The 14,236-nt window shown below is 27.1% G+C and carries 13 protein-coding genes and 1 other RNA gene; 8 read left to right on the top strand and 6 right to left on the bottom strand.

The annotated features are described in order from the left end of the window. The first annotated feature begins 27 nt into the window (after window positions 1-27). Window positions 28-1,176, top strand: coding sequence for an IS3 family transposase (locus tag AC0B4K_RS01955; protein WP_465103472.1), 1,149 nt, complete (start codon window positions 28-30; stop codon window positions 1,174-1,176). Between the two features lie 28 nt (window positions 1,177-1,204). Here AC0B4K_RS01955 and AC0B4K_RS01950 read toward each other — a convergent pair whose 3' ends face one another. Then, window positions 1,205-1,891 (bottom strand): hypothetical protein, encoded by a 687-nt coding sequence (locus tag AC0B4K_RS01950; protein WP_465103589.1) that lies wholly within the window; start codon window positions 1,889-1,891, stop codon window positions 1,205-1,207. 73 nt (window positions 1,892-1,964) lie between these two features. On the opposite strand from AC0B4K_RS01950, the gene AC0B4K_RS01945 reads away from it, so the two are divergent. The 3 genes from AC0B4K_RS01945 (at window position 1,965) to AC0B4K_RS01935 (ending at window position 3,897) form a co-directional block, all read left to right on the top strand. After that, window positions 1,965-2,327 (top strand): hypothetical protein, encoded by a 363-nt coding sequence (locus AC0B4K_RS01945; RefSeq protein WP_465103588.1) that lies wholly within the window; start codon window positions 1,965-1,967, stop codon window positions 2,325-2,327. 15 nt (window positions 2,328-2,342) lie between these two features. Continuing rightward, on the top strand, window positions 2,343-3,266 hold the full coding sequence (locus AC0B4K_RS01940) for a restriction endonuclease subunit S (RefSeq protein ID WP_465103986.1): 924 nt from the start codon (window positions 2,343-2,345) through the stop codon (window positions 3,264-3,266). Window positions 3,267-3,573: 307 nt separating this feature from the next. Beyond that, the gene (locus tag AC0B4K_RS01935; RefSeq protein WP_465103587.1) at window positions 3,574-3,897 is read left to right on the top strand and encodes a restriction endonuclease subunit S; all 324 of its coding nucleotides are present in this window, start codon (window positions 3,574-3,576) and stop codon (window positions 3,895-3,897) included. 32 nt (window positions 3,898-3,929) lie between these two features. Here the strand turns inward: AC0B4K_RS01935 and AC0B4K_RS01930 are convergent, their stop codons facing one another. Together AC0B4K_RS01930 and pnuC are read right to left on the bottom strand one after the other, a co-directional pair. Then, complete coding sequence (locus tag AC0B4K_RS01930) at window positions 3,930-5,111, bottom strand: IS3 family transposase (protein ID WP_465103300.1); 1,182 nt, start codon at window positions 5,109-5,111, stop codon at window positions 3,930-3,932. Window positions 5,112-5,265: 154 nt separating this feature from the next. Then, window positions 5,266-6,552, bottom strand: a complete 1,287-nt coding sequence (gene pnuC / locus AC0B4K_RS01925) for a nicotinamide riboside transporter PnuC (protein WP_465103586.1) — start codon at window positions 6,550-6,552, stop codon at window positions 5,266-5,268. Between the two features lie 55 nt (window positions 6,553-6,607). Here pnuC and rnpB point away from each other — a divergent pair. Both rnpB and AC0B4K_RS01915 read left to right on the top strand, forming a co-directional pair. Next, an RNA gene (gene rnpB / locus AC0B4K_RS01920) (RNase P RNA component class B) lies at window positions 6,608-6,891 on the top strand. Between the two features lie 117 nt (window positions 6,892-7,008). Beyond that, window positions 7,009-8,826 (top strand): hypothetical protein, encoded by a 1,818-nt coding sequence (locus AC0B4K_RS01915; RefSeq protein WP_465103585.1) that lies wholly within the window; start codon window positions 7,009-7,011, stop codon window positions 8,824-8,826. A gap of 4 nt (window positions 8,827-8,830) precedes the next feature. Here the strand turns inward: AC0B4K_RS01915 and AC0B4K_RS01910 are convergent, their stop codons facing one another. Next, the gene (locus AC0B4K_RS01910; RefSeq protein WP_465103584.1) at window positions 8,831-9,514 is read right to left on the bottom strand and encodes a deoxynucleoside kinase; all 684 of its coding nucleotides are present in this window, start codon (window positions 9,512-9,514) and stop codon (window positions 8,831-8,833) included. A 2-nt stretch (window positions 9,515-9,516) separates the two neighbouring features. Beyond that, a complete protein-coding gene (locus AC0B4K_RS01905) occupies window positions 9,517-10,179 on the bottom strand; it encodes a deoxynucleoside kinase (RefSeq protein WP_465103583.1) in 663 nt (220 codons plus the stop codon). Between the two features lie 185 nt (window positions 10,180-10,364). On the opposite strand from AC0B4K_RS01905, the gene AC0B4K_RS01900 reads away from it, so the two are divergent. Next, on the top strand, window positions 10,365-10,934 hold the full coding sequence (locus AC0B4K_RS01900; protein WP_465102274.1) for a thymidine kinase: 570 nt from the start codon (window positions 10,365-10,367) through the stop codon (window positions 10,932-10,934). Between the two features lie 55 nt (window positions 10,935-10,989). Beyond that, window positions 10,990-12,288, top strand: coding sequence for a glucose-6-phosphate isomerase (locus tag AC0B4K_RS01895; protein WP_465103582.1), 1,299 nt, complete (start codon window positions 10,990-10,992; stop codon window positions 12,286-12,288). Window positions 12,289-12,325: 37 nt separating this feature from the next. Here the strand turns inward: AC0B4K_RS01895 and AC0B4K_RS01890 are convergent, their stop codons facing one another. Further along, window positions 12,326-13,960, bottom strand: coding sequence for an endonuclease (locus AC0B4K_RS01890; protein WP_465103581.1), 1,635 nt, complete (start codon window positions 13,958-13,960; stop codon window positions 12,326-12,328). Between the last annotated feature and the right edge of the window lie 276 nt (window positions 13,961-14,236).

The raw sequence follows: 14,236 nt of genomic DNA, 5'->3' as shown, positions 1-14,236 counted from the left end.
TTTTAATATAAAGAAAAAGAGGTAGTTATGAGACATTTAAAGACTAAAGAATGAATCAAAATTTTTGACTTATACGATAAATATTTGAACCTGGGAATAACGAAGGCAGAATTTGATAATTTCTGTTTTGATATCAGAAAAGTATACTGAAATAAAGAATCAATGAGAAATATGTTAAAGAAAAGAAAACTGTATAATTTAAATATGAACATAGAATCACAAAGCGGTAAATCACCTAAGAAAGATAAAGGTGTTGGGAGAAAGAAAAAGAAAGTTCTCGATTATACATGAATTGATACTCTTAAAGATGATGAAAAAGATGCAGTTATAAAATACTACTATCAAATTTTTAATGAAAATAATATTGATGCAGATATCTCAAAGATAAAGAAAATCAAGAATCTTTCACATACTAAAAAATCTAAAATGATATGTGTTTCAAGATCTACATATTACGAGAAATTGAAAGATAACAACAAGACTAAAGAACTAAAGGTTAAACACAAAGAAATAATTTTTCAAAGTTTTGTCGAAAATAAAGAAAGGTATGGACGAAGAAGACTTGCTAAATATATTTTCCAAGAATATAATATTCAAATAAATCCTAGAACCCTAGGAAATTATATGAAAAAACTGAATTTGAAAACATTTGTTAGACAAAAACATAAAACTAAAGAATCTAAAAATACTAGTGTTAAAGTACCTGATTTAGTAAAAAGAGATTATAATTCAAGCAACAATAATATATATGCAACAGACGTGACCTATATACCAGCACCAAAAGATATTGAACAGAATCATATTTATTTATCTGCAATTATTGATCATAAAACTAAGTTTGTGACCTATGAATTATCGCTTAGAAATGATACTGAACTAATTTTGAATAATATCACCAATACAAAATTCAAAAATAATTTTATTTTACATTCTGACCATGGAACTGCTTATTCTTCGCTTGAATATACTAAAAAAATAAAATCACTAAAAGGTAAAATATCAATGTCAAGAATTGGTAATAGTCTTGATAATCGTGAAATTGAATATTTCTTTTCAATTCTTAAAAGTGAAATTTTCCCAAATTTTGATCAAACCTGTAAAAGACTTACTTTTATTGAATTATCACAAAAAATCAAAGAATTTATAAACTGATATAATTATAAAAGAATAAGATAAAAAACCTTCCCAAAGCATTCCGTTTGGCTTAGCCAAATGGTATGGTTGGGGAAGGTAAAACCGTCCGAAAAAAATTTCCCAGTTTAAAATAAGGGTATTTTTTAATTATTTTATAAATTGAACTAGGTGAAGGAGCAAATTCATCAGGGGATAATTTTTTAAAAGAATTCACAAGATAGGTAACTGATTTCTTAACTTCTTTTTGCTGCAAATTCTTTTTATTTCTATTTTTATTGTATGTATTAAGTTCACTATACCAATATTTTCTGTAGGCCTTTCATTTCTCTTTAATTGCATCACTTACAAAAAAGAGTCGCGAAAATGAATAACCTAATAAATGTTCGTATAGCTTGGTAAAATTAAGGGTTTTAACCCGCATTACTCTTTTTGAACACTTAGGACAAACATAACGATTTTGTTTATCTAAACTCAATGCTTTGCGATTTGTAATAATTTCGATTTTACTTTTTATACTTCGAATGTCTCTATCAAAAATCTTGGCTACTTCTTGTATTGAGAAGCCTTCAGAAAGTTCTTGTAAAATATTATAAAGTTGTTCTAGATCGATTTGATCTGATCGTAATTTTCGTTGTGTCCCAAGAGCTCCTTGCATTTTCAAGATAGTGTTGTAATTCTCTTCGATTTTAAAATGTTGATATTTATTTTCTTTTCGATATTTGTCAAAAACACAAATATATTTTTCTAAATTTTTCATATAATTTTAAGGTCTCCTTTATTTTTTGAAAAATTATTAATACAACTATTTTATTACAAGGCAGACAAAAACAATGTCACATGCAAAAAACTTGCATGTGACATTTCCAATTAATAGTCCAGGCGGTGTTGGGTATAAACCATTATGAGAAATAACATCTTGAAACAAAAAGTTTCAAGATGTTGAATCATATAAACAAAAACATATTTATAAATACAAAAAATATTTTAGTGCTAATGAACTAAAAGATTTAGCAAGTAACGAAGGAACAATTAAAATATTAACTACTAACCAAAGTGATTTATATGCTAATGAAGATGATATAAAACAGTATATAAGCGAAGCAGAGATCATTTGCATACCTACAGGAGGAAATGCAATTGTACAGTATTACAATGGTAAATTCATACCCGGTGGTAATTTAATTGGAAAATAAAATGATCCAGATAAAATAAATATTAAGTATGTATACTATGTTCTTCTTAATAAACTTGACTTAATAAGTTCTTATTATCGGGGTGCTAGCATTAAACACCCTGACATGACAAAGATCTTTGAAATCTTAATTCCCCTCCCGCCCCGCGCGATCCAGGATGAAATTGTTAAAATTCTTGACAATTTCACAGAACTTACCACAGAACTTACCACAGAACTTACCACAGAACTTACCACAGAACTTACCACAGAACTTACCACAGAACTTACCACAGAACTTACCACAGAACTTACCACAGAACTTAAATACCGTAAGCAACAATATGAATATTACAGAGATAAATTATTAACTTTTGATGATTCAAAAGTTAAGGTTGAGCATAAAACACTAAAAGAATTATGTTCAATAACAACAGGTAAATTAGACACAAAAGAAAAAGTTGAAGATGGATTATATCCATTTTATACATGTAATATTACTCCATATAAAATAGACAAATTTGCCTTTGATGACGAAGCAATAATAATTGCTGGTAGTGGCAGCCAGCTTGCACATGTACATTACTATAAGGGTAAATTTAACGCTAATCAACGAACATATGTTTTACAAGAATTTAAAGATATTAATCCTTTATTCTTAATGCATTACTTAAAAACATATTTAAGAGATTATGTTTATAAATTTACAATTAATTCAGTAATACCTAATATAACTTTGCCAATTTTGCAAGGTTTTTCAATTCCCCTTCCACCTCTTCCTGTTCAAAACCGCATTGCAGAAGTCTTAAACAATTTTGAGCAAATTTGTCATGATCTCAAAATTGGCTTACCTTCTGAAATATCTTTAAGACAAAAACAATACGAATATTACAGAGATCTCTTATTATCATTTAATATTAATGATATCGAGAGAGAGAGAGAGAGGATAATCCAGGATTAACCAAATTATTTGAATATGTATTTGGTTTTGAACTCGTTAGTTTTGGGTATGGGGTTAAATATAAACCTTTATGGGAAATAACTACTTGAAACAAAAAGTTTCAGGATGTTGAATCATATAAACAAAAACATATTTATAAATACAAAAAATATTTTAGTGCTAAAGAACTAAAAGATTTAGCAGATGATAAAGGTACAATTAAAATCTTAACTACTAATAAAACCAACATATTTGCTAACGAATCAAAAGTTAGCAAATATGTTGATGACAAGAAGTAGTTTACCTTCCAACGGGTGGCAATGCCATAGTGCAATATTATAAAGGTAAATTCATTACTGGGGGTAATGTAATTGCATTACCTAAAGATATTAATGAACTAAACATAAGATATTTATATTATGTTTTAAATAGTAAATTAGATTTAATTGAATCTTATTACAGAGGTGCAGGAATCAAGCATCCACATATGCCTGATATTTTGGAAATTCTTATACCTATCCCTCCCCTTCAAATTCAAAACAAAATAGTTGAAATATTAGATAATTTCTCCGACCTAACAAATGATTTAACTAAAGGCTTGCCAGCCGAAATAAATCTTAGACAAAAACAATATGAATATTATAGGGATTAAACATGGACAGCAAAATTTAACATTTTAGTAACTTATAATGCCATCGCAAATTGCTTTGGCGTTTTTCAGTTTAAGTTTGATTGAATTCGATCGTTATTATACCAAACTACATATTCTTGTATCATATCATTAAGTTCATTGAATGTTATTTTGGAATAATCTAAATCATTTAATAATTCGGTTTTAATGATCCCAAACCAATATTCAATTTCTCGATTATCAAGTGAGTTTCCCACTCTTGATAACGAAATAACGCCACCAATATTTTGAACTTCTTTAATATATTGATGATGTGTATATTGAAAGCCATGATCTGAGTGAATGATAAAATTTTTGGGTTTGTATTGTTTTAATAAATTTAAATTGTCTAAAACTAGTTCTAGATTATTACTTCTTGATAATTTAAAACCAACAATTTGTTTAGTTTTATGAGACAAAATTGCAGACAAATAAACGTGTGATTCTAACACGTCTTTTGGTGCTTTTATATATGAAACATCAGTTGCATAAATATTTCGATTGTTTTGATCGTTATAATCACGATTTACGAAGTTATCAATTTGTGAAGATACATTTTTAATTTCTTTTCGTTTTGATTTTTGTCTTAGCTTACATTTTAGGCCTAAAAGGTTCATATATCTCCCTAAAGAACGTTCGTTTATATCTATTTTGTATTTTTGAGATATGTAAACACTTAGCTTTAGCCTTCCATATCTTGACTTTGTTTCTATGAACGATTTTTCAATTACATCACTATGTTTAGGGAGTTTTTGTGAAATTTTAATCTTATGAGTTTTAGAAATTGTTTGCCTAGAAATGCCAAAAACTTCTGAAAGCTTCACATAACTTATGCTAAAACTTTTTAATTCAATAACTTTCTTACTTTTGGGTAATTCATTGGTAATTTCATAATATCTTTTAGCTATTTGTAACAAATCATCACGATCAAAAATATCTCAATTTGGTTCTCTTTTCTTCTTAGGACTGCCACTTCCTTTTTTGCGGTTTTCGCCTTTCTTTGTTTGCAATAAGTCTTCCATACCTAAATTATAATACTTAATTATTTTATTAATTCTAACTTTTACACTATTTCTTTGTAAGTTTTTTGTTCCTGGTGATATTTGGTAAATAGCCCGAAAAGCACCTGGGAAACCTGACTTTTGATATTCTTCATATATTTTTGCAAATTCTTCTTTCTTTAAATGTCTTGACATAATTTTCCTTTCAAAAAATTTTTTCGTTGGTACCAACGAATGGTAACAGAAAAGCTAACATTTACATGTTAACTTTTCTGTCCGGCTTTAGATAGGTTATTAAGTTTTAAAGATGATAAATAGCGGCAATCTGTATTATAGATTGCCGCTATTTTTATTGTTTATTTCTTGAAAATATTTTTTTAAAATTTGTTAATTGTTCCTCTTGCAATAGTTCACTGAGTTTATTTATAATAATATTGTTATTATCTGTTTCATCAAGATATAAAACTTCTTTGCAAAAACAATTTCAAAACCTTTTATTTTTGTAAGCTAAATAATTTTCTGAAGAAGACGAAACAAACATAATATCTAACTTTTGCTGCATAGCAAGCGAAATTTTGTATTTGTTTTTTAAAAATATTACTTTTATTTTATCACTGAAATTATTAATTTCAATTTTGTCAAGCAATAAAATTGCATCAAGCAAGTAATAATTAAAAATAATTCTATCATTAAATTGCGATTTTTTTACAATTTTAAGTAGTTCGTTAAGGAGGTTGCGATATATTCTAAGATTGTTTATGTTTGTATTAACAAGTTCAGGCTTGAATACTGTAAAACCATTCTTATCAAAAAAAACTTTAAGATCATTTATACCATACCAACCACTAAAAGCTACAGAAATTGTTTTTTTATTTGTTGTAATGAAAAATAAATGTATTGAAAGAATCATGTAAATAATATTTATTAATAAAGTTGTAATGTTAATAAATCCAATTCCACCAAAAAAGATGAATGAGAAAATATTTTTAATAATTCAAATTATTCATGAATCTCTAAAGCCCATAACCATCATTGTTAAGGCAACTACTGATAAAGCATTAATTAATGATATTAAAATATTGCCTGCAATAAAATAATTAAAATTGCTACCGTATCTTTCGACCTTTTCTTCACCCAACAACTTAACTACTAGTTTGTTTACTTCGGGATTTGAATAATAAAAAATTATTGTTAAACAAATTGTTAAAATAATAAAAAATGATGTTGAATATATATTAGAGCGAAATGATTCAAATAATTTATTTTGATTTTTAATACGGGTTGTTTTATATCATGTTACCAACATAATTGGAATATAAATTATAAAATTAATAAAACCATCTATTGCTAAACCTCATGAAAAAGCAAACAATGCATATAAAATTGCATTTGAAATTCCTAATAAATAGGCAATATTTTTATGTAAAGCAAAAAAGATAACTGATAAAACTCCTAAAATAGCCGATAACGAAACACTGATACCAATTATTTTTTTTCAAGTTGAAATTTCCCCTGTTCATATTCATGTTTTATAATCAAAAGAATATAAAGTATTAATTATCAAAATTAATATAAATATAATTGAAAAAATCTTTTGATAATGTTTTTTAATCGAAAATACAATATTTTTATTCATAAATTAATTATATAACATTGTTTACAAAACAAATTATTTATGGTATTATTATTAAAGTATCAGCTGATAGCTGCTATTTAACCAAAAATAGTAGAGGAAAGTCCGTGCTAGCACCAGCTGCGATGTTGGTAGTGTTCATGTTAAGCCTAAGAAGCTTAAGTTCAAACGACTAGTGCCACAGAGACGAGAATTGTGAAACGGGTAAACTCCATGAGCTAGAAACCCAAATTTGGTAGGGGAACTTCGAATAGAAAATGAACAATTTCGAAGAATATGCATTTAATGCATATTAGATAAATTATCAGCGCATTTATAATGTACAGAACACGGCTTATCGATACCAAAGAAAATATTTAAAAAAAATATTTTCTTTTTTATTTTTAGAAATATAAAAATATATTAAAATATTGTAAAAATTTTAGAGTAACTTAAGATAAATATTAAATATGGAGAACGATGGAACACACACAAAATTTTTTTCAATATAAAAATATAAAAAAAATTTTTATTATAACCTTAAGTATTATTTTCGGGATAATTATTGCTTTATTTGTTGGACTTAAAATTAATTATCCATTTAGGCCTGCATTTTTTAATTATAAATCATACATTAGTAAGCCAAACGAAGATCGCATTAATAAAGATTTTGATTATAAAGAATTTAACGAAGTAGATGAATTTACGATTGCATTAAACAATAACAAAACAATTGCGGGTATAGGAAGTGATTTTCAAGTTATTGATTTAATTAAACGTGGTTTTATTCAAAAAATTAATTTTGAAAAACTGTTAGATCTTAAAGAACCAATTAAATCAAAACAAGAATTAAAAAATATCTTACAAAAAATTTATACACCTACTGTCTTTAAGCATTTGGAAAGCTATGATGTTGAATTAACTCATGATGCAAATAATAACCCATATGCTGAACCAAAACACCTTTGAGAATATTTTGTACCTTATTATCAACAAGATGGTGTAATTGCAATTAATCCTTTAAAAAACACTAAAAAACCAATTGAAGATTTTGAACAAAAATTAAAAGATAATTATTCTGAGTTAATTAAAAATAGTGATTTAAATAATTTAGAAAAGCAAACTGCATATAATTCCCTTTTTAATATCTTAAATACAACAACTAAAAATGGTTATGAAAATCTTTTAATTACTGATGCGGTACGTGTCAACATGCTTTATGGATCACCATATCATATTGAAAATAATGAACTTAAGTCAAAATATGGACAAATAACTACTAGTGAAAATTATCAAGATTTAGTAAATAGTTTTTTAAATTTAATTAAACATTCAACTGGTAAACCTATCGAAAGTGATATCTTTTCATTTAATGGGGATGGTCTCGAAGTTTTGAGAACCTTATTAGATGTTACACGAAAAGATGTAAATGCCGCTTTAATGTATAATGGCGATGCATTAGACGCTTACTATTCAGAAGATAATGAATTATTAACTACTGATGAACAAGGTAATCAAATACCAATTCCAGATGGAACTGTTCAAGTCAATAAGTTTCGTGAAAACATACTTTTAGTAGATGGATTAGTTGTTGCAAATAATTTATCAGTAAGCACAGAAAATACTTTATATAAAACACTACGTGAAACAATCTATGCTAATATCGAAGCTCCTTATACTGCAAACAATTCAACAACAGTCATGCGTAACTTATATGATGAATATTTAAATGTTGCTTTTAGAGATAAATTTATTCAAAGTTTTAACTCATTAGATTTACCTAACAATCATAGCGAAACTGCATTTAACAATTTTAAAACCGAATTAGTAGAACTTTATGCCCAAACTTTAGATAAGGAACTTGAAGATAGTGATTTGGCAAAATTCAATGATTTTGTATCTAATAAACTAAGGGAAAACCAAATTTATAAGGTGATCTTTGAATCATTTCTAGATGATTCTGCTACTCTTAAAGCTGAAGAATTTATCAATAAAATAGCCTATTTATTCTCACATATTGATTTTGATAATGAAGCTTTTAACGAACTATTATTAGAAAAATACCAAAATTTAGAAAACTTTGGGTTTGTCAACTATACACCAAGTAACATCGCTGATTATGAACTAGTCAAAAGGAACTATTTCATTAATGATGATAATACCTATGACCAAAAAGCTATTAATATCTACGAAGTAAAAGACCAAGAAGGAATTATAACCCATAAACGTATTTCTGGTGTTAGCGAAAAACTTAACTCACTACTTAATACATATTATTACTTAAAAATCAAACATTAAAAACCTAATTGCCTAAGCAACTAGGTTTTTGTTTTAGTTCTGTAGTTCCCCATTCATCAATTATTTGAGTAACCTCATCTAAAACAGTTCAATCGCTTTTATTATTCGTATTTACAATTTTATATGGTATTTTATAAAATTCACATAACTTAATAAATAATGGTTTATATAACTCGTGAAGTCTTTGAAAATATGTTTCATTTGCATCATAATTATCTATTTCAACGCTGCGTCCTCTTCTTAAAATTCGATCCTTAATAGTATCGTAATTTGCATCTAAATAAATTGCTAGATCTGGGTTTAAATTACTATCTACAATATATTTAAACATTGCATCAAAAGCCTTAAGATATTTCGGATCTTTTTTCTCTAAAGTGATAACAGCAAAAATATAATGTTCAATGTTAAAGCGGTCTAAAATCATAAAACCATTTTTATGATTTTTGAATTTATCTAAAAATGTTGCTTCCTCTTTTAAAAACGTATCCGTTAATGACTCAATAATATACGATTGAAAAGCAATATCAATATTGGGCTCTTTTTCATATAATCATTTTAAAAAACAATTAAAAACAGGATCATCATTAGCAAATTCTTCAACTAAGTGAGAGTTTTGATAATGTTTACTTAATTTAGTTGCTAGGGTGCTTTTACCTGAACCAATCATGCCACTAATTGCAATAACCATAATTAAATAACCACCTTGCTTTGATCAAAATTATCAATTATTTGAATTGCTCTTTCAAAAACTTCTTGTTCAGTTAAGTTATTTGTATCAATTATTACATAATTTAAATTATATTTTTTAGCTTGGCTTTCAAATGATTCTTTATAAAAGTTATATAAAGTTTCAAAGTAACTTTTATTAGAGTGATAATTATCTATTTCAACTGCTCGCCCACGTTCAAAAAGCCTCTTTTCAAAAGTTTCATAACTCACATCTAAATAAATAGCTAAATGAGGAGTTTCTTGATCTGTAATTAAGTTTTCAAATAAGGCGTCGTACCCTTTTAAATATAATTCTCCTTTTGGCCTTAAATTTACATTTGCAAAAATGTAATGTTCAATGCTAAAACGATCTAAAAATATATGATCGTTTTTGTAATTTTTACCAAGTTCTTTAAATTTAGCAATTAGCTCATTTAATTTAGTTGTATGATTTTCAACAACATATGTTTGAAATGACATTGTTAAATTTGGTTGTTTTTGGTATAACCATTCTAAAAACTGATTAAATACCACATTATTTTGGTCATATTCTTCAAGCATTAATGAAGATTTATAATGCTTGTGCAATTTAGTAGTTAAAGTGCTTTTGCCACTACTAATCATTCCGCTGATTCCAATTAACATAATTATTACCTGCCTATTCTGTATTTATTAGGTGTTTATTTTAGCAAAAAAAATAAGAAAACAAATAAATTAAGTTATTTCCTACTTAGTCATATTGACGTTATAAGTTTTTTCATTATTTTGTGCTCTATTTTTAATTTGGTGGTAAGATATATGCCTAACTTAAAAATATGGAGGAAAACATAATGAGATTAAAAAAACCAGAAGGAACTTTAGAATTAATTACTGGACCAATGTTTTCAGGAAAAACAGAAGAATTATTAAAACGAATTAAAATCCTTGAAATAGCCGAAATTAAAACCTTAGTTTTTAAACCGTCTTTTGACACACGTTTTGATGCCCAAAAAGTAGTAAGCCGAACTGGAGCACAAACCCCAGCTATCGTAATTAAAAAATCTAAAGAAATCTTGGATCATTGAAATACGAAATATAAAAGTGTTGCAATTGATGAAATTAACTTCTTAGATGAGGGCATTTTTGAAGTTATTGACCATTTAGTTTTAAATGGAGTTAGAGTAACAGCAAGTGGTTTGGATATGGATTTTTTGCGCCGCCCATTTGGTGTAACTCCTGGCCTTTTAGCAATTGCAGACGAAGTTAAAAAACTTAAAGCTGTTTGCATAGTATGTAAATCAGATGCAGCCTTTAGTTTCCGCAAGGAAAATAACCAAGAATTAAATATGCTTGGTGATAGCGAATATGAAGCTCGTTGCCGTAAATGCCACATTTTAGGTGAAAAAGCTAAAAATTTATAAATATCTATTTGAATTTCATTATAATATATTAAATTAAACATTATAGTGAGGAAATATGGAAAAACTTGAATTAGATGTTACAAATGCTCATTTAAGACCCTTAAAAGATTTAGAATATCTTGAATATAAGATTTCACAAATCCATTATGAAATAAAAAAACAAAATAATGCAAAAATAGAGTCTTTAAAATGATTAAATTACCCAAGTAATTATGATAAAGACACTTTTTTAAAAATGCACGGTAAAGCTCAGGAATGAAAAAGAAATGGTGTTAAAACTGTTATAGTTATTGGTGCAAATGAATCAACTCTTGGAATTAAAGCAGCCTATGATTTTATGTTTCAAGATTATACATATAATGAACCAGATATAAAATTATTGTTCCTATCAAGTGATTTATCAACAGATGAATTAATTCATAAGTTGTCTTTGGTAAATGAAACAAAATTTGCCATTATTGTAATCTCTCATTCAGGAAATACTATTGAAACATTATTTAACTTTAAAGAAGTCCATAATACCTTAACAAAAAAAGAAGAAACTAATGCTTCTTCTTATTTAGTAACAATTTCTGAAAATGAACAAGGGCAGTTATTTAAATATTCCGTAAAAAATAATTATACAACCTTTAAAATACCAGATAAAACACCAACATTTTATTCTATCTTTACTTCTGTTGGTATATTCCCATTAATGTGTGCAGGAGTCGATGTCGCTTTAATGCTTAGGTCTGCAGCACATATGCAAGAAGAATTAGATAATCCTAAACTTATCCAAAACCAGGCATATTTATATGCTGCTTCGCGTCATTTTTTAAATACAGAACAAAATTATTTAATTGAAAAAATTATATATCCAGAACCAAGACTTAAATCATTTGCCTCTTGAATTCAGCAACTAATAGCCAATTCATTAGGTAAAGAAGGTAAAGGAACTTGGCCGAGCATTAATTATTATAATAACGAACATTCGCAAAAAGACAAAAACCCAAAAAATAAAATATTTTTTCAAACTATGTTAATATGTAATAGTCCACTTAATTCGTTAATAATCAACACGAGCCATAAAAAATATGATTTATTAAATTATTTAAATAATCTTGAACAAAAAATCGTGTTAGAACCAACATATGATATCTTAAAATATGATATTTACGATACAAAAAATAATACACCCACATTTTTATTAAAATTTGATTCATACAATGAACAAACCTTAGGGGCTTTATTCACTTTTTTTCATAATGCTTTAGTTATGAATGCTTATTTATTAGGCCTTAATCCTTTTGAACAACCCGCTATTGAAGTATTTCGCAACAATTTTATAAGTACTTTAAATAAAACAAATAATTAACGACAACTGCTAAAAGTTGTCGTTAATTTTATGTAAATTATTTATCTTGAATATCTGTTAATATTCCTCTATTAGTAAATGGTGTTTTATCATCTCCAATTATCTTAAGAATTAAATCAGGATAATCAATAAATGGATTACGGTTTTGTTGATATTTATATGTTTCGTTATTACGGATAATATCTCACTTTGTTACATAATCGGTAATATCTCATTCTAAATAATAATTAAAATAATCTTTTTGTATGTATGGAGCATCAGATGAATATGAGTTTGTAAAGATATGTGATTGGTTTGCTACTAATTTATCTTTGTGTGTTATCATAAAGTAAAAGTAAGCTCTTGCAATATCTCCTTTAAATGCATCTACAGGTTCAAAAACCGTCTTAGAATTAGCATCAGTTCCTAATTTTGAACCATTTTGTGTGGTGGTTCTAGTAGTACTTACATTTCCATGTGGATAATTAGCTCTTAATGCATTAACCTTAATATCAGAAGGTCATACAAAATGTGCATCATGAACTGTTGGAGTAACTTTATTAAACCATGATTGCGGAATTAAGTGTTCACGGTTTAAGCCCCCTCCCTCATTGCTTGCACTTGCATTAGCGTTATCTCTATATGTCAAGTACTCATAAGGATCATTGCCATTTGGATTTTCTGAATAAATGTCTAGAATTGAATTATTATTTTCAAAATAAGTATCTTTAAAGGCGTTATATTGATCATAAAATGATTTTAAACCGTCATAACTTTTAGTATTTAAATTTGTTAAATTAGAAGCTTGCAAACTAATAAGAGCATTGAGTAAATCTTGCCCAGTTTTTCCATCTAATGAAGCATAGTAATTATTAGAATTATCATAAATTAAATTATATTTATTTATGTTTTCATTATGCTTAGATAATAATTGTTCCTTATTTAAATTCTTAGATCCTGTTGTGTTGGCGTCTTTATTATTAACTGAGTTAGACCCTTGCTGTGTATCTTCTTGCTTGTCTGTAGTTGATGGATTTTTAGCAACAGGAATAACTATTGTATCAGTATACTCTTTTTGATCATATCTATAAGTTATTTTTAGTTCTCTTGTAGTTTCATTAAATTCTGCTGCAAATCATCTTTCCTTTTTATCGGGAACAGTCCCTTTATGTTTTGTATGATCAAATCCCTCTTTTAATTTTAAAATAGCAGTTTCAGGTTTTCCGCCAGACCCACGAACTGAAAGATAATAATTATTTTCAGTATTTGAATTTGGACCATAGTTTTGCATTTCCTTTAAGAATTTATCAACATTTTTCTTTGCTTTATATTCATCTAATAATTTATCAAATGTTGCCCCGATGTCGGCATGATCCCAAAGTTCATACATGTTTAAAGATTCCTCATTTGTTGTTGTATTAGGAGTTTTGGGTTCTTGAGATTGAGTTGAACCCTTGACCGGTTTTTCTTGGTCAGGAGTTTTTCCAGTACCTGGATCATTTTTTTGCGGGTTAGATGGCTCAGGGATTGATACAGAAGGGGGATTAGGGTCTGGTTGAGGCTTAGGTAATGGTGCTGGTTTTGGTTTTTGTTCAGGTTCTTTAGAGCAACTAAGTGCAATAAAAGGTATCACACCAATACTTAAAGAAGCTAAAGTTAGTGCTTTAGTTATTTTTTTTGTAATTTTCGTCATATTTATATTTTAACATAATATAAATCAGATAATCATAAAGCATATATAAGTTTTTAAAATTTACTTTATGTCTACCAATATTATTAAATTAATTAAATTAGAATCATTTTATATAATAAATTTTGCCTTTTGCAATATTTAAAATCATCTAAAAGCAAATTTTATGGTAATACTAAATATAAACCAATAACTTGTCAAATATTGAGTTAATAAAATGGATAGATATTTATACTTTAATTATTTAAAAACATTTGGATCAATTATCCAAATGTTTTT

The sequence above is a fragment of the Mycoplasma sp. 11548 genome (assembly GCF_055523555.1).
The sequence above is the reverse complement of the archived record's forward strand: the minus strand, read 5'-3'. Positions and strand labels throughout refer to the sequence as shown.